The sequence below is a fragment of the Halomonas sp. H10-59 genome, from assembly GCF_040070555.1.
In the GTDB taxonomy this organism is placed as follows: domain Bacteria; phylum Pseudomonadota; class Gammaproteobacteria; order Pseudomonadales; family Halomonadaceae; genus Halomonas; species Halomonas litopenaei.
In genome coordinates, this window is record NZ_CP098828.1 from 4,717,395 (window position 1) to 4,734,030 (window position 16,636).

The 16,636-nt window shown below is 62.9% G+C and carries 14 protein-coding genes; 2 read left to right on the forward strand and 12 right to left on the reverse strand.

What is annotated here, in order from left to right:
• Window positions 1–99 precede the first annotated feature (99 nt).
• The 5 genes from phoU to NFG57_RS20570 all read right to left on the reverse strand — a co-directional run bounded on the left by phoU (window position 100) and on the right by NFG57_RS20570 (window position 5,535).
• Complete coding sequence (phoU, locus tag NFG57_RS20550) at window positions 100–834, reverse strand: phosphate signaling complex protein PhoU (protein WP_108131973.1); 735 nt, start codon at window positions 832–834, stop codon at window positions 100–102.
• Between the two features lie 32 nt (window positions 835–866).
• A complete protein-coding gene (pstB, locus tag NFG57_RS20555; protein ID WP_045994491.1) occupies window positions 867–1,640 on the reverse strand; it encodes a phosphate ABC transporter ATP-binding protein PstB in 774 nt (257 codons plus the stop codon).
• A gap of 86 nt (window positions 1,641–1,726) precedes the next feature.
• Entirely contained in the window at window positions 1,727–3,292 is a 1,566-nt protein-coding gene (pstA, locus tag NFG57_RS20560; protein ID WP_348815096.1) for a phosphate ABC transporter permease PstA, read from the reverse strand.
• Window positions 3,289–4,431 carry an ABC transporter permease subunit gene (locus NFG57_RS20565; RefSeq protein WP_348815097.1) on the reverse strand — a complete coding sequence of 381 codons (1,143 nt, stop codon included), beginning with the start codon at window positions 4,429–4,431 and terminating at the stop codon, window positions 3,289–3,291. The genes pstA and NFG57_RS20565 overlap by 4 nt, the downstream gene beginning before the upstream one ends.
• Window positions 4,432–4,581: 150 nt before the next feature.
• The gene (locus tag NFG57_RS20570; protein WP_348815098.1) at window positions 4,582–5,535 is read right to left on the reverse strand and encodes a phosphate ABC transporter substrate-binding protein; all 954 of its coding nucleotides are present in this window, start codon (window positions 5,533–5,535) and stop codon (window positions 4,582–4,584) included.
• 184 nt (window positions 5,536–5,719) lie between these two features.
• On the opposite strand from NFG57_RS20570, the gene NFG57_RS20575 reads away from it, so the two are divergent.
• Complete coding sequence (locus NFG57_RS20575) at window positions 5,720–6,127, forward strand: hotdog domain-containing protein (RefSeq protein ID WP_108132188.1); 408 nt, start codon at window positions 5,720–5,722, stop codon at window positions 6,125–6,127.
• A gap of 208 nt (window positions 6,128–6,335) precedes the next feature.
• Here the strand turns inward: NFG57_RS20575 and NFG57_RS20580 are convergent, their stop codons facing one another.
• From NFG57_RS20580 to hexR, 4 genes are all read right to left on the reverse strand, one after another.
• Window positions 6,336–7,436: a TRAP transporter substrate-binding protein gene (locus tag NFG57_RS20580; RefSeq protein WP_108449565.1), complete on the reverse strand. Its 1,101-nt coding sequence runs from the start codon at window positions 7,434–7,436 to the stop codon at window positions 6,336–6,338.
• Window positions 7,437–7,626: 190 nt separating this feature from the next.
• Window positions 7,627–7,842 (reverse strand): aquaporin, encoded by a 216-nt coding sequence (locus tag NFG57_RS20585; RefSeq protein ID WP_348815099.1) that lies wholly within the window; start codon window positions 7,840–7,842, stop codon window positions 7,627–7,629.
• Window positions 7,843–7,881: 39 nt separating this feature from the next.
• Window positions 7,882–10,086, reverse strand: coding sequence for a DNA helicase II (uvrD, locus tag NFG57_RS20590; protein ID WP_348815100.1), 2,205 nt, complete (start codon window positions 10,084–10,086; stop codon window positions 7,882–7,884).
• Between the two features lie 84 nt (window positions 10,087–10,170).
• The gene (gene hexR, locus NFG57_RS20595) at window positions 10,171–11,031 is read right to left on the reverse strand and encodes a transcriptional regulator HexR (RefSeq protein ID WP_045994481.1); all 861 of its coding nucleotides are present in this window, start codon (window positions 11,029–11,031) and stop codon (window positions 10,171–10,173) included.
• 297 nt (window positions 11,032–11,328) lie between these two features.
• Here hexR and NFG57_RS20600 point away from each other — a divergent pair, with 297 nt between their 5' ends.
• Window positions 11,329–11,541 carry a hypothetical protein gene (locus NFG57_RS20600; protein WP_045994480.1) on the forward strand — a complete coding sequence of 71 codons (213 nt, stop codon included), beginning with the start codon at window positions 11,329–11,331 and terminating at the stop codon, window positions 11,539–11,541.
• A 445-nt stretch (window positions 11,542–11,986) separates the two neighbouring features.
• Here NFG57_RS20600 and NFG57_RS20605 read toward each other — a convergent pair whose 3' ends face one another.
• From NFG57_RS20605 to NFG57_RS20615, 3 genes are all read right to left on the reverse strand, one after another.
• Window positions 11,987–13,327, reverse strand: coding sequence for a sodium-dependent transporter (locus NFG57_RS20605; RefSeq protein ID WP_108131968.1), 1,341 nt, complete (start codon window positions 13,325–13,327; stop codon window positions 11,987–11,989).
• Between the two features lie 306 nt (window positions 13,328–13,633).
• Window positions 13,634–14,482: a DUF72 domain-containing protein gene (locus NFG57_RS20610; protein ID WP_348815101.1), complete on the reverse strand. Its 849-nt coding sequence runs from the start codon at window positions 14,480–14,482 to the stop codon at window positions 13,634–13,636.
• Between the two features lie 353 nt (window positions 14,483–14,835).
• Entirely contained in the window at window positions 14,836–16,140 is a 1,305-nt protein-coding gene (locus NFG57_RS20615; RefSeq protein WP_185696434.1) for a DcaP family trimeric outer membrane transporter, read from the reverse strand.
• Between the last annotated feature and the right edge of the window lie 496 nt (window positions 16,141–16,636).

The following is a 16,636-nucleotide window of genomic DNA, read 5'->3' on the forward strand; positions in this document are numbered from 1 at the left end:
AACGACATCGGGCCATCGTCTCGACGATGGCCCGATGCTCAGAGTGCAGGCAACGACCCTGACGGGGCCGGCCTATTGACGCCGCTCAGGGCGTCGAGGTCAAGACGTGCTGCTGTCGTCGAGCAGTTCCTGGTTGAGGTCGTCAGGGGCGATGTGACGGATATCAAGGCCCTTGACCAGATAGATGACGTACTCGGCCAGGTTGTTGGCGTGATCGCCGACACGCTCCAGCGCGCGCAGGATCCACATGATGCCCAGTACCGGAGAGATCGAACGCGCATCCTCCATCATGAAGGTCATCAGCGAGCGCATGGCGCTCTGGTACTCGCTGTCGACCCGCTCGTCTTCCTGCACCACCTGCATCGCCAGTTCGGTGTCGAAACGCGCGAAGGAGGTCAGGGCGTCACGCATCATGTGACGCACGTGCTCGCTGATATTGCGCACCTCGACGAAGCCGCGGGTGCCGTTGTTGCCGTCGACCAGTTCGATGGCGTTGCGCGCGATCTTGCTGGCCTCATCACCGATACGCTCGAGATCCGACGCCGCACGAATCACCGCCAGTACCAGTCGCAGGTCAGAGGCCGCCGGCTGACGGCGTGCCAGCACGCGGGTGCACTCGTCGTCGATCTTGACCTGCATGTCATTGACCGCGCGGTCGTTGTCGACCACACGAGAGGCCAGTGCAGAGTCGGCGTCGAGCAACGAACTGACGGCATCCTGCACCTGCTTTTCCACCAGGCCACCCATGGCCATCAGGTGGGTCTTGAGTTCCTCGAGCTCATGATTGAACTGCCTCGAGATGTGCTGGCTGTGGGTATCGCTGGTGATATCCATGAAGGTCTCCTGAAGAAGCATGGGACGGGACGCTAGCCCACCATGCGTCCAGTGATGTAGTTTTCGGTGCGCCTCAGGCGCGGATGCGTGAACAGGGTGTCGGTCGGGCCGTACTCCACCAGCTCACCGTTGTGCAAAAACGCCGTATAGTCCGACACCCGCGCCGCCTGCTGCATGTTGTGGGTCACCAGCACCAGGGTCAGATGCGGCTTGAGTGTGCGAATCAGCTCCTCGATCTTCAGCGTCGAGATCGGATCCAGGGCCGAGGCCGGCTCGTCGAGCAACAGCACCTCGGGTTCCACCGCCAGGGTCCGGGCGATGACCAGACGCTGCTGCTGGCCTCCCGAGAGCGACCAGGCCGATGCCCGTAGACGCCCCTTGACCTCGTCCCACAGCGCCGCCGACTTCAGTGCCCATTCGACCACATCGTCGATGCGGCGCTTGCTCAAGCCTCCCTGCAGACGCAGGCCAAAGGCGACGTTGTCGTAGATCGACATGGGGAAGGGGTTCGGTGCCTGAAACACCATGCCCACCCGACGCCTGAGCTCGGCCACCGCCACCCTGGGGTCATGGATATCGTGGCCGTCCAGATGAATCTGGCCGTGACGACTGACGTCCTCATTGAGGTCGTGCAGACGATTCAAGGCGCGCAACAGCGTCGACTTGCCGCAGCCCGACGGCCCGATAAAGGCCGTGACCCGATGGCGTGGAATGCGCAGGGTCAGATCCTTGAGCGCCGTCTTGCCGCCATAGGCCAGGGTCAAACCCTGGATATCCAGGCAGGTATCGGCCGCGGAAAACTCCATGACCGCCCCGCGTCGATTTCCCAGTCTTGCCTGGGCCAGCTGACGCTTGGGCAGCTCGCCATCGATGGACATTGCCTCTCCCTGCATCATCGGCGCACCGGGGCACCATGACGCTTACGCAAATAGTGACGCATGAATATTGCAGTCAGGTTAAGCACCAGAATCACCGTGACCAGCAGTAGCGCTGTGGCATACACCAGCGGCATCGCCGCCTGGACATCGCTGGAGTGAAAGGCCGCGTCATAGATGTGATACCCCAGGTGCATGAACTTCCTTTCAAGGTGGAGGAAGGGGAACTCCCCGTCCAGCGGCACCTGCGGCGCCAGCTTGGCGACCCCGACCAGCATCAGCGGCGCCACCTCACCGGCGGCCCGGGCCACCGCCAGGATCAGGCCTGTCAGCATCGCCGGCGTGGCCATCGGCAGCACCACCCGTGTCAAGGTCTCGAAGCGCGTGGCCCCAAGCGCCAGGGCGCCTTCACGCTGGTGCAGCGGGATCCGCGAAAGACCTTCTTCGGTGGCCACGATCACCACCGGCAAGGTCAACAGCGCCAGGGTCAGCGAGGCCCACAGCAGCCCGCCGGTGCCGAAGGTCGGCGAGGGCAGCGTCGATTCGAAGAACCAGCGATCGATGCTGCCGCCGATGCCATAGACGAAGACCCCCAGGCCGAACACGCCGTAGACGATGGACGGCACCCCGGCCAGATTGCGCACGCCGATCCGGACCAGTCGGGTCAATCGACCCTGGTGGGCGACCTCATTGAGATAGACCGCCGCCAGCACCCCAAAGGGCGTGACCAGAATCGACATCAACAGCACCATCAGGATGGTGCCGAAGATCGCCGGCCAGACGCCACCAGCGGTATTGGCGTCGCGTGGCCCCTGGGACAGAAACTGCCACAGCTCCCGCACCCAGTGGCCGAGTTTTTCATGCCAGGCCATGGCGTTAGGGCGCCAGGCCTCGAGTATCTCGGCAAGGGCTTGTTCCTGACGGCGCCCCTGACCATTCTCGAGCACCACAAGGTCGCCCTGCATGCGCTGCTGAAGCTCACTGGCCCGGCGCTGCAGGTCGGCCAGACGCCGATCCTCCGAGCGGTGGCCATCCTGGTCTTCCATGCTGCGGATCAGCGGTAATATCTCGTCGTGGGTCAGACGCCGACGTTCGTCGCGCAGGGCATTGATCTCCTTCAGCCGAGCCTCGAGCACCGTCCAGGCATCCGGACCGGTCAAGCGCTGATCACCCGACTGCAAGGCCACCAGACGCCCCAGGAAGGTGCCCCAGTGGCGCCGCTCCAGCACCACCAGATCCTCCGGCGTGGTGTCTTCGGTGATCTGGTCATTGGCGAGCCACCGCCAGATGCCACCGCCGTCATCACGATTGGCGGTCAGATAGCGCCGCTCCAGCCCCTGCCCGGAGGGTAGTTCGCGGGTCTCCAGGGGAACCCCTATCACCATCTCACCGCTCTTCAGGGTCAACTGGTGGACCGTCGCTGGCCAGAAATTGGCCAGGCCCTTGACGCTCAACAGCACCAGCAAGGCCCCCAGCATGATCAGCGACAGCGCCACCGAGGCCGCTGCCAACCAGGCCCAGGGGCCCTCTCGGGTGCGCCGCTTGCCGGGCATGCCCACCGCGGTGTGGCCGGGAATCTTCATGCGTCCCCCTTACGCCGGGTAAAACGACGCTTCAGGCGGGCGCGCACCACCTCGGCCAGGGTGTTGACCAGAAAGGTGAAGGCAAACAGGGCCAGCGCCGCCAGCAGCAGCAGCCGATAGTGGCTGCCCCCGGGTGCCGCTTCCGGCAGCTCGATAGCGATGCTCGAGGCCAGCGACCTCAAGCCATCCAGCGGACTCGCCGTCATCAGCGCGCTGTTGCCGCTGGCCATCAGCACGATCATGGTCTCGCCCACGGCGCGCCCGGCGCCGATCATGATCGCCGAAAAGACACCTGGCAGCGCCACCGGCAGCATCACCCGGGTGAGCGTCTGCCAGCGGGTCGCGCCCATGGCCTGGGCGCCTTCGGCCAACTCCCGAGGCACATCGCTCAGCGCATCCTCGGCAAGCGCGTAGATGCCGGGAATCACGGCAAAACCCATGGCCAGCCCGACGATCAAGGCGTTGCGTGCCTGCACGTCGAGCCCCCAGGACTCCTCGACCCACAGGCGCAGGTCGCCATCGAACCACCATCTTTCCCACATCGGCGCCACGCTCATCGCCAGCCACACCAGCAGCAACAGGCAGGGTATCAACCACAGGGCCGCCCAGCGTAACGTCAGGGCAGCCTTCAGCCGATCGGGCAACCACCGGTAGCCCAACGCCAGCAGCACCACCGCCGCGGGCAGCACCACCACAATCGACAGCGACTGCGCCAGGTGACGTTCGACCCAGGGGCCCAGCGCCAGACCGGCAATAAACCCCAGCACCACGCTGGGCATCGCCTCCATCAGCTCCAGCGTCGGCTTGAGCCGTGCGCGCAGGCCGGGAGACATGTACAGGCTGGAGTGCGCCGCAGCACCCAGGGCCAGGGGAATCGCCACCACCAACGCCCAGGCGGCCGCTTCCAGGGTGCCCCACAACAGCGGGGCCAGGCTCGCCTGGGGCACCGCGGCGTCATCCAGCCGATGGGGCAGCCAGCGATACTCGGGCTCGCCGCTCACGTCTGGCGATGACCACAGCGCCTCCAGCGGAAAGCTTGCGCCATCTGGCCAGAACAGCGGCAGCACCTCGACCAGCAGAAATACCGCAATGGCGACCACCGCCAACAGCACACCAACCCCTCCGGCCGTGATCAGCATGGTCGCCAGGCGGTCACGTCGCTGTCTCGTCTGGTGCAGTGAGGTTATCGGAGAAGGGTCAGACATTGATCTTGGGCCATCGGTGTATAGCGAAAGATTACGACAACTTCATGACACCCAGATGACAACCCGGCCGGGGCCTGGCATCTCTCAAGGCCAGTCCCGTGGCAGTTCAGCCAGCCCCAGGGCATGTCGCTGAGCGGCCAGCACAGACGGCGGCAGCGCCACGAAACCCAGCTCCTTGACCACCCGTTGACCCGAGGGTGACAGCACCATGTCGAGAAAGGCCCGTTCGACGTCGGGAAGCTCGCCCTCGGGGGGGCGATTGACGTAGATCAACAGGTCCCGTGACAACGGATAGCCGCCGCTTCGCAGCGATTGTCGGCGCGGAAGAATCCCGCCTTCGGCGTTGCCGATCGCTACCGCCTTGACGTCCGCATTCAAGTGATTCAGGCCGGCGTAACCGATGCCTGCGGGATCATCACCCACGGCGGCCACCACGGCGGCAGAGCCCGCCGACACCATGACCGATACCTTGAATTCGCCGTCACACAGGGCGCGGCGACGAAACAATCCATGGGTGCCGGAGACCGCGTTGCGGCCATACAGGTGGATGGTGCCCCCCGGGCGCTCGAGCCCCAGCTGCTGCCAGCGCTCGATGCTCTCGCTGGCACCGCACGCGAGGGTGTCGGAAAAGATCGCATCGAGCTCTGCTCGAGACAGTCGAGACAAGGGGTTGTGGCGATTGACCACCACCACCAGGGCATCCTTGCCGACCACCACCGGTGTTGGCGCGTAGCCATGGCGCTCGATAAAGGCCGCGGACTCGTCCTCCTGCATGGGTCTGGACATGGGGCCCAGCAGGGTGGTGCCGGCGATCAGGGCAGGCGGTGCACTGGCCGACCCAGCCACCTGAAGCTGCAGCCTGACCCCCGGTCGCTGTTCTTCGAACTGCTCGCCCCATCGCAGCATCAACTCCGCCATGGTATCCGAGCCTATCGCATCGAGAGAGCCGGCCACGTCATGGGCGGCAACCTTCGCCGACACCAGCATGGCGGCCAACACCAGACCCGATATCAGGCTCGAGGCCGCTCTCGATGCCACGTTCGACACCGCTCCTGGTCCCGAGCTTGAAGACAACAGCGTGCGCTTGAGCGCACCTATGCAACGCGACAACCTAGACATGCGCTCCCCTGGGCGTTTCATGACACCAACGGTAGAGAAAGACTGACCCGGGTGGGTACCATGACGACACAACAACATCCACGACCAGGCGCCGCCCACCATGATGACAGAACTCGATGACGTTCCCGTGCCAAAGGGACAGCTGACGCTCCAGCTGGCCGCGACACGACAGCATACCAATGCCCACGGCGATATCCCGGCAGGCTGGCTGGTTAGCCTGATGGATCAGGCCGCGGAATGGACCGCCAGCCGCGAGGCGATGGGACGTACCGCCACCGTCGCCATCGAAGGCATGGACTTTCTGTGCCCGGTGCGTGTCGGCTCGCTGGTCTGCGTCTACACCGAGGTGCGCGATATCGGCCACAGTTCCATCAAGATCGACGTGGAGGTCTGGATCCGGTCCCTCCAGGACGCCGAAGACGCCGACCTGCACAAGGTCACCGAGGCCCGCCATGTGATGGTGGCACTGGATGACAACGGGCGTATACGTGGCGTCCGATCCGACGCCTGAGCGATACTTCAGCAAGAGCTGGGACCGCGACCGGCGAGAGAGAGGTGCGAGCTAGACCTGCAAGCTAGTCCTGCGAACTAGACCTGCAAGATAGCCCTTCAAGAGAGGCGCGCCCGTGGCGCGCCTGGTTTTCCGTCGCTAGCCTTCATCACCTCGCCAGGCCCGTCACCGCCGGGTCTGCGCCACCACTTTTGAGCCTCGTCTGGAGTCAGGACTCGCCTTGGCCAAGTACGCTATCGCGGGCCTTCAGGTAGGCGAATTCACCGACGTCAGAGAACTTGCGTACCTGGCTCTGGAAATTGCGATAGGACTCGTAGATCCGCGCCGACGCCTCGTCGTTGTCGACCTGCTTCTGCAGCACCTGCTGCGAGGAGTCATGCAGGGCCGCCAGTACTTCCTCCGGAAACGAGCGCAGCTTGACGCCATGCTCGTTGACCAGGGCGTCCAGGGCCTCGGCGTTGCGGAAGGCAAATTCGCTGATCATGGCCAGGTTGGAGGCCTTGGCGGCTTCGTTGACCACCGCCTTGAGGTCATCGGGCAGCGCATTCCAGGCATCCAGGTTGACCGTGCCTTCCAGCACCGCGCTGGGTTCATTCCAGGCCGAGGTGTAGTAGTAGTCCGCCACCTGATGCAGACCAAAGGCCAGATCATTGTAGGGCCCCACCCAGTCGGCGGCATCGAGCACGCCGGTCTGCAGGGAGGTGAAGATCTCGCTACCCGGTATGGTCAGGGTGGTCACGCCGATCCCGGCCATCGCCTCGCCGGCGAGCCCTGGCAGACGCAGCTTGAGGCCCTGCATATCCTCAAGCGAGTTGATTTCCTTCTTGAACCAGCCAGCCATCTGGGTGCCGGTGTTACCCACCGCGAAAGGCTTGAGGTTGTGGTCGGCGTAGAGCTCGTCCCACAGCTCCTGGCCGCCGCCGTAGTACAGCCAGGCGTTGGTCTCGGTGGTGGTCATGCCGAAGGGCACGGCGGTAAAGAACTGAGAAGCCGCGACCTTGCCCCGCCAGTAGTAGGAAGCGGAGTGGCCCATCTCGGCGGTTCCCTGGGACACGGCGTCAAAGACCTCCATCGGCGGTACCATCTCGCCGGCACCATGGACCCTGACCTTCATGCGTCCGCCGGACATCCGCTCGATGCGCTCTGCCAGATCGTTGGCTCCGGTGCCGAGGGCCGGAAAGTTCTTGGGCCAGGACGTCACCATGTTCCAGGTGATGGTTTCCTGTGCGCTGGCGGTATTGACGAAGGGGGCGGCGGCTACGCCGGCGGCGCCGAGGCCGGCTGTCCTGAGGAAGGAACGACGTTCCATGGGGCGAGCTCCTGAAGCTTGTAGTGTCGACGCCGGGAGCGCAGGGAGCCGCGCTGAAGCGCCATTCCCCGCGCTCGGCGTGGTGTCCGCCAAGCAGTATGCGGCAAAGCGAAATTCGCCTGCAAGCCACCACCATGCAGGTCAGCCCGGCGATGGCCGGGCCGGTTTCCTGCGTCTTGCTCAAGTCACCTCAGGTCGCCTGCTCGCCCGTCGGTCGAGCGCATCCGATCAGGCGGTAGACAAGCGCACCCAGCACACCACCAATCAGCGGCGCCACCCAGAATAACCACAGCTGCGCCAGCGCCCAGTCACCCACGAACACCGCCACCGCCGTGCTGCGCGCCGGATTGACCGAGGTGTTGGTCACCGGGATGCTGATCAGATGGATCAGTGTCAGCAGGCCCATGGCGGTCACCGGCGCCTTGATGACTAGACTGAGACCCCGCTACAGCGCCTCCAGCTTGGCGAAGCCCAGCACCAGCCACTTGTCGCCGTGGCCTTCGAAGCTGACCTGGACACGGGCCCGCTCGCCCTCTCCTTCGGCGTTGAGGATGACCCCCTCCCCGAATACCGGATGGCGTACCCGCTGGCCCAGCGACAAGGCAGGTAGATCGCCGCTCGCCTCCACGGTCGTCTGGGCGAAGCGCGACGGCGTTGGCCGGGCGCTGACCGGACGTGACACCTGGCCACGCAGACGCACCTCCTCGAGCAGCGACTCCGGCAACTCACGCAGAAAGCGCGACGGGCGCTGAAAGGTCTCCTTGCCGTGCATGCGACGGATCTCGGCGTGGGTGAGGTAGAGCTTCTGCATGGCGCGCGTGACCCCGACGTAGCAGAGCCTGCGCTCCTCCTCCAGGCGCCCGGGTTCTTCCAGCGACATGCGGTGGGGAAACAGGCCTTCCTCGACCCCGGCCACGAACACGATGGGAAATTCGAGTCCCTTGGCCGAGTGCAGCGTCATCAACTGGACGCTGTCTTCGAATTCGTCGGCCTCGTGCTCGCCGGCGTTGAGGGCAGCTTCGGCCAGAAAGGCTTCCAGCGCGGCCATGCCCTCCCCGGCTTCGACGTTGTCCAGCGTCTCGCCCTGGGTGAAGGCACGGGCGGCGTTGATCAGCTCTTCCAGGTTCTCGACCCGGGCCTGCCCCTTTTCCCCCTTCTCGCTCAGATGATGGTCGATCAGTCCACTGCGCTGATTCACGTGGGCGATGATCTCGTGAAGCGCCATCCCCGAGGTGTCGTTGTCGAGGCCTTCGATCAGATTGGCAAAGGCACCCACGGCGTTGGCCGCACGCCCCTTGAGCGAGCCTTCGGCCAGGGTGTCGTGGATCGCCTGCCACAGCGACACTTCGGTACGACGGGCGCGATCGCGCAGCCCCTCCACGGTGCGGGTACCGATACCGCGGGCAGGGACATTGATCACCCGCTCCAGCGAGGCATCGTCGTCGCGGTTGAGCAGCAGCCGCAGGTAGGCCAGGGCATTCTTGATCTCGAGGCGCTCGTAGAAGCGCTGGCCCCCGTAGATGCGGTAGGGCATGCCCTGGCGGATCAGGGTCTCCTCGATGACGCGGGACTGGGCGTTGGAGCGATAGAGGATGGCCACCTCCTGGCGCTTGAACCCCTCGTCGACCTTTTCCTTGATGGTGTCGACGATGAAGCGCGCCTCCTCCATGTCGTTGAAACCGGCGTAGACCGAAATCGGTTCGCCACGACTGCCGGCGGTCCACAGTTCCTTGCCCATGCGATCCGAGTTCTGCTTGATCAGGGCGTTGGCGGCATCGAGGATGGCGCTGGTGGAGCGATAGTTCTGCTCCAGGCGCACCGTTTTGGTGTCGCTGAACTCCTGCTCGAAGCGACGAATGTTTTCCACCCGCGCCCCGCGCCAGCCGTAGATCGACTGGTCGTCATCGCCGACTACCGTCATCGGCGTGCGCTGTCCGGTCAACAGCTTCAGCCAGGCATACTGCAGGGTGTTGGTATCCTGGAACTCGTCGACCAGTACGTGGGCGAAGCGCTCCTGATAGTGGGCCAGCAGAGCAGGATTGTCGCGCAACAGCTCGAGGCTCCTGAGCAGCAGCTCGCCAAAGTCGACCAGGCCGCCACGTTCGCAGGTCAGCTGGTAGACGTCATACAGCGCCACCATCTGCTCCACGTAGGCGTCACCGTTGATCCGGACCTGGTGAGGACGCAATCCCTCCTCTTTGCAGCCGCTGATAAACGACTGCACCTGACGGGGCGGAAAACGCTCGTCGTCGATCTTGTTGTCCTTCAACAGGCGCTTGATCAGACGTAGCTGATCATCGGAGTCGATGATCTGGAAGTGCTGGGGCAGACGAGCATCCTGCCAGTGGGTACGCAGCAGGCGGTGGGCGATGGAGTGAAAGGTACCCACCCAGACATGGCGCAGCGAGATCCCCAGCAACGCCTCCAGGCGAGTGCGCATCTCCCTGGCGGCCTTGTTGGTGAAGGTCACCGCCAGCACCGCGTAGGGCGAGAGACCTTCCGCCTGCATCAGCCAGGCGATGCGATGGACCAGCACGCGGGTCTTGCCGGAACCGGCGCCGGCGAGCACCAGCATATTGCCCTGGGGAGCGCAGACCGCCTCATGCTGCGCCGCATTGAGGCCGTCGATGATCGCCGTGACGTCGTCCATGGAGAAGGCACCGCTCGAGATCGAAAATGGGCGCCCAGTCTACCACAGCGATGCTGGATAAATGGACAGGCAGGGCGCCCTCGGTCAGGAAGGATCGGACTCCGGATAGCGCAGCGGGTTGAGGCTGCGCTTTACCGCCTTGAGCTGCTCGGCGAGCTTGGGGCCCCGGGTCTTCGCCACTCCCACTGCCAGCACGTCGACCAGTACCAGATGGGCGATACGGGAACTCATGGGCGTGTAGATCTCGGTGTCTTCGGGCACATCGATGTACAGCGGCAGGTCGACTTCGTCCGCCAGGGGGGAGCCGCTGGGACAAAGACCGACCACGGTGGCGCCCGCCTCCCGTGCCAGCTTGACGCTGGCCACCAGTGCCCGGGTGCGGCCGGTCTGCGAGATCGCCACCACCACGTCGCCTTCCTTGAGGGTCACCGCCGACATGTTCTGCATGTGCGGATCGGCGTAGGCGGCGGTGGAAATCTGCAGCCTGAAAAACTTGTGCTGAGCATCGAAGGCCACCGCACCGGAGGCTCCGTAGCCGTAGAACTCGACGCGATTGGCCATGGCCAGGGCGTTGATGGTCTTGTTCAACGCCTCGTTGTCGAGCCGGTCCCTGATCGACAGCAGGGTCCCCACCGTGGAATCGAAGATGCTGTGGGAAAACTCGGCCACGGAGTCGCTGTCATTCATCGAGAACTGCGCGAACTGGCTGCCCGACGCCAGCATCTGCGCCAACTTCAGCTTGAAGTCCTGAAAGCCGTTGCAGCCCAGGGCCCGGCAGAAGCGTACCACCGTGGGCTCGCTGACCTTGGCCTCGGTGGCCAGATCGACGATACGCATGTGGATAACTTCGTCGGGGTTGCGCAATACGAAGCGTGCGACCTTCTGCTCCGACCGACGGAAGTGCTCCATGCGACGTCGCATTTCATCAAACAGCGCGCGACTCACCCTCTACTCCTTTGACTGGCTGGGAGGACCCGGAGCTGGCAGGGCGCAATGCCCGTCGCTATCGATCCGGTCTGGTTCCAGTATGCCCCATGACGGCGTCAAATGCGCCCTGTGCTGCGTCATGCATCGAGCCCCCAGGCCGCCCCTGCGCAACCGGATGGATTTTTTCTAGCGTTGGCAGAACGTTGCAGGATTGACGTCCACACCGTCATCTTTTTGTCAACTGGGGTATAGTAAAAGGGCAGTGTCGCGCAGCGTCCTGGATGCCGGCACATTCACTGCATAGGAGAATCGATCATGCGTAATGTCGAAAGGTTATCCTCCGTCAAGAGTGAACTCCTCGACATCTTCATGAGCATGGAAGTCGCCGAACACGAAAGGCGCTCCCGCACCGCGGCCCAACGCAACCTGCGAGCCCGCCGCGGCATCGAGCTTCATCGGGAATTCAAGCGTCTATCCGAAGACATCGCCGAACTGCCGGAAGACGGCAACGACGACGAAATGCACTGACCCGGTAGACTGAACCAGCACGCGTGGCCGCCGGCCCGACGTGCGCCAGACCGCCAACAACGCGGGTCTGAACCATATTCGGGGCCTGGCCGCTGGCTCGAGCGACGGCCAGCCCATCCCTTGCGAGAATCGCACCGACGAGACTCGCCATCAGGTGTCTGTCGCCTGAAAGCCCCAGGCGCGTCAAAGGCACCACCAAGCGTCCCTCCTGGCATGCTCTCCCAAATGCATGTCTTTGGCTGCAGGCATCAATGAACAAGCACTGACGTCTCGTTGGGCTCCCGCTGAGGCCCCACTGCCACCTCGTTGACCTCCCCCTCTGGTCACTCTGTACGGGCAGTCTTGCCCTGCCGCCCGGTTCCGATGGATCGTCTGGCATTGCCTGTCAACGCAGAGACCCGGCACAAGGCCGGGTCTCTGGTCTGGCATGCAGCAATGACGCCTGTTACAGGCTGGAGATGAACACCACCGCCACACCGATGGGCGCCACGAAGCGGGTCAAGGCGACCCACAGTACTTCCTTGCCACCGGACAGACCGAGGTCTTCGGCCACGCCTTCGCGGTTGAGGAACCAGCCCGCGAACAGGATGGCACCCAGGCCGGTCAACGGCAGCATGAACTTGCTGGTCAGCTTGTCCAGCAGGTCGAACACCCCGAGGCCAAACAGTACCGGGTCACTCCACACGTTGAAGGACAGCAGAGCGGCGATACCCAGCGCCCAGGCGCCGATGCCGGAGACCACCGCCGACGCGGAACGCGACAACGGCGTGCGCTCTTCGACAAACTCGACCACCGGCTCGAGCAGCGAAATGGCCGAGGTCAGGGCGGCGAAGGTCAGCAACAGGAAGAACATCAGGCCCAGGATCAGGCCACCGCCCATATTGCCGAAGGCCAGCGGCAGGGTGACGAAGATCAGGCTCGGGCCGGAGGCCAGGTCGAGCTGGTTGGCAAACACGATCGGGAAGATCGCCAGGCCCGCGCCGAGTGCGATCACGGTATCCATGATCACCACGGTGCGTGCGGTCTTGATCAGGTCGACCTTCTCGCCGAGGTAGGAACCGTAGGCGATCATGATGCCCATGCCCAGTGACAGGGTGAAGAAGGCGTGTCCCAGCGCTGCCAGTACCACCTCACCATTGAGTGCTGACCAGTCCGGGTTGAACAGATAGTTCAACGCCTCACCGAAGTGGCCGGTGGTCATGCCGTAGCCCACCAGCACCACCAGCAGCAGCGCCAGGGCCGGCATCAACACGTTGACCGCGCCTTCCAGGCCCTTGGTCACGCCGCGAGCAACGATACCGATGACCAGCAGCATGAAGATGGAGTGCCACAGCAGCAGCAGACCGGGGCTTGCCAGCATGCCGCTGAACAAGGCGCCGATACCGTCGGCGTCCTGGCCGCTGAAGTCACCGGTCACGCTGCCGAGGGTGTAGTACAGCGACCAGCCACCGATCACGCTGTAGAACGACAGGATCAGGAAGGCACCGATGACCCCGGCGACGCCGACCAGGGCCCAGACCTTGGGCTGACCGGCCTTGGCCGCGACGCTGGCCATGGCATTGACCGGATTGCTTTGCCCACGCCGACCGATCATCCACTCGGTGACCAGGATCGGCAGGCCGATCAGGCCGATGCACAGCAGGTAGACGAGCACGAAGGCGGCACCACCGCTCTCGCCCACCATGTAGGGAAACTTCCAGATATTACCAAGCCCGACAGCGGAACCGGTGGCGGCGAGGATAAAGGAAAAGCGCGATGACCACTGCGCGTGTGTCGTTTTGGACATAAATCACCCTTCGGATACGTGTCGTCATCGATCGATCGGATGCAATGACGGCGTTGTGTTTGTAGTCGCCACGTCCTCGATGGTCCGGGTCACGGATCCACCGATGTACAAGGGGTCTGACGGATGTCAGCAGGATCACTGCCGGCACACCACTCTTCCCCAGCGCAGGGTCCGCGCTGGTCGAGACCGGTGGGTCCAGGCGAGTCACCATCCAAGGATAAGGAGGCGACCGTCTCTGGCCCGTGGCAAGTGACGAACAGCCGACAAAACTAGCGTATGACAATAACAAACGCCAGCCAACAATGGTCAAAGCAGCTGATTCTGTCGGTCTCCCGGAAACCCGGGCAATGCCTGCCACCCCATTCTATCGGCGACTCTGGCGTACAGGTTTCTGGCCAGTTCCGGGGCCTCGCGATTATCCGCCGTATGCACAAAAAGAAAAGGGGTTTTCCCCTGTTTTATCCACAAGGCGAGCTGGTCTATCCAGGGGGTGAAATAGTGCTCGTTGATGGCGCTGTCAAGATGGCCAATGAAACGTATCACAGGAAATTTTGCTGTAGAGATCACGTGTAGTGGGCGTCTTGGCTTTTCCGCACGAGCCTGGATCAATCCCGAATGGGCCTCGGGCGGCCCGGAAAACAACGGCCTGACATCCAGCATCACGCGATCGGCGCCATGACTTATCAACAGGGCGTTGATATCTCTCTCGGCGCTCCCCTTGTGGAAAAATTCACTGTGGCGCAGTTCTACTGCGCAGGGTACGTCTTGTGGCCAATCTCGTAGAACCTTCTCCAGAGCAGGCACCTCCTCAGGACCAAAGTCCCTGGGGAGCTGAATCATGACCGGCCCGAGGCGATCCTTCAGTGGCCCCAGGGCATCGAGGAAGTCCACCACCTCGGCTTCCACCTGGCATAGTCGCTTGCCATGGGTTAGTGCCTGAGGCAGCTTGAAGCAGAAGCGAAAGCCCGCAGGCGCCTGGCGAGACCAGCTCTCCACGGTTCCTGGCCTGGGCACCCCGCTGTAGAAGGTGGTATTTCCCTCGACAGCGTTAAATACGGCGGCGTAGTCGTCGAGCCAACCCTCGCGCCCGGCGTGGGGTGGGTACAGACCACCACGCCAGTCGGGATTGGCCCACATCGGCAGACCAATGTACATGGGCGGTTGCGCTGATCGATCGTTCAAGAAGGCAGACTCGACGGTTTCAGGGGCGCCAGCATAGCATCGCCCCGCCCGGTGTTGCCGAACGGGGAGATGCTGACAAGCTTCAAGCGGCGCCGAGCGCCGGAGCTTGTTGCCCTCAGCCGGGACTCTGTCCGAAAAGCCGACGGACACAGGGGATTTTCAGCCTCCTAGGCGCTGTCCGAAAAGTCGACGAGCGAAGGTTAGACAAGGCAAAAATCGGTGAAAAAGCGCAGTTTACGGGGTGTAAATGAGCATTTTGACCGGGCTGGCGCACCAGCCGATTTTTAACGCTGTATTACCGAGCGCAGGCACTTTTCAGACAAGCCCTAGAAGTCGTACTTGGCGGAGAACTGAACCCTGTCCAGGTCGAAGGTATCGCCGTCCACCTCATCCAGGTCGTAGCGCTGGTACTCCGCCGACAGTGTGGTATTGGCAAAGGGCGACCACATCAGGTTGAGAAAGAAGCTGTCGTAGCTGTCGGTGTCATCGCCGGTACCGTTGCTGTCGAGTTCAGTCGCCGAGTAGGCGATGCTCGAGCGCAGCGTGTCGGTCCAGTAGTGACGATAGATGGCCGAGGCGCCCCAGGACTCCACCATCTTGATCTGGCCGTCCTCCACCTTGGCGTTGGGGTAGGCGCCCAGCGCCATGTAGCGTCCCAGGTTGCCATAGTTGGCCTGCAGCATGAGGTCGTCTTTTTCGAACACCGGGAATCGTCCGGTCAGGCTGTAACCGGCCCCCCAGCGACTGTCGTCGTCCTCGGCGTCATCCAGGCTGAAGCGCCTGACCACGGTGGCCGCTGAAACATGCCCCCACTCCTGGTCCACATTGACCCGGGCCACCATGTCCGGGGTGTCCTGGTCGTCGTCGCCGTCCTCGGGATTCTCCACCGCGAACTGCAGGCTGCCCCAATCCAGCGGATAGGTATAGCGAAGCTGTGGCTGGCGCACGAAGATCGAGCCGGTATGGGTACTGAAGGCGTCGATCTCGCCAAGCCCCTTGAGATCCATGAAGGTTGACCAGTACTGCCCGGCCAGCCAGTTGCCCCAGCTCAGGTAGGCGTGGCGCAGCCGCGGCGCGTAGGAGTGGGAAACAAATTCGTTGGCTTCGTCGTCGGCGCCATAGAAATCCGTCTCGATATAGGTCTTCATGGTATCGCCACCCAGCGGTGTACTGGTACCGAAGCTCAGACGCGTTTCCCGCGCACTGAAACTGACGCGGTTGTCGGCGTCATCGTCGGTGGCGCGCAACAGCCCCGCCGTCACCGTCTCGTTGGCCTTGCCGTCGCTGAGTCCATTGTCGGAGAACGCCGCCTGAGCCTTGATGTAGCCGCCAAAGGACACTGTGGTATCTCCCACCAGGAAGTCGCCACTGTCGGTGCGCTTGACCACGTTCTCGCTGACGTCGGCGACGTCCTGTTGCATGCTGGCCTGCTGGTTGATCAGGTTATCGATCTGGGCCTGCTGCTGTTCGACCAATTGCATGGCCGCCTGCTGTTGGGCCTTGAGCTGTTCGATCTGGGCCTTCAGGTCATTGAGTTCCTGCATCGACGTCTGCGCCTCGGCCGCGATCGGCATCAGCAGACAAAGGCCGGTTCCCGTCAGCAAGGCGCTTGTGGATCGCAATCCGCTCATCGCCGTCCCCCTTCATTATCGTTGTCGTGGCGGTCGTCATGGCGGCTGTCGCTGAACTGAATCACCGACGCCTACACGCTCGGAGACCCAGGCATGACCAGCAAACCACTCGCAGGAATGGCGACCACGTATAACCAAGCGCTTAACTAACGACTATAGAAACGAAGGTTCGAGAACGGCGTTTGATATTGTGCCAAATGAAGCACGAAAAAGAAGTATCCGAATTAGCAAAACAATAGAAATATATCTTACAAATTCATAATGCTAGAACCGGACAATATGGAAAATTCCGAGCTTTCTTCTTTATCAAGTACCGGTACAGCATATATCGATAGGCAGTAGAAGCGGCGCCTGGCCGACCTCAAGAAAATACCACTGCATCAACGTGCTGTTTTTGTGATCTGGTTCTCGGACCGGCAGCGCGGAGCCTGTCAACACAGATGACACATGAAATGATTCTGACTCTTTAACACCCTGCCGCCAGGGGCGCCGCATT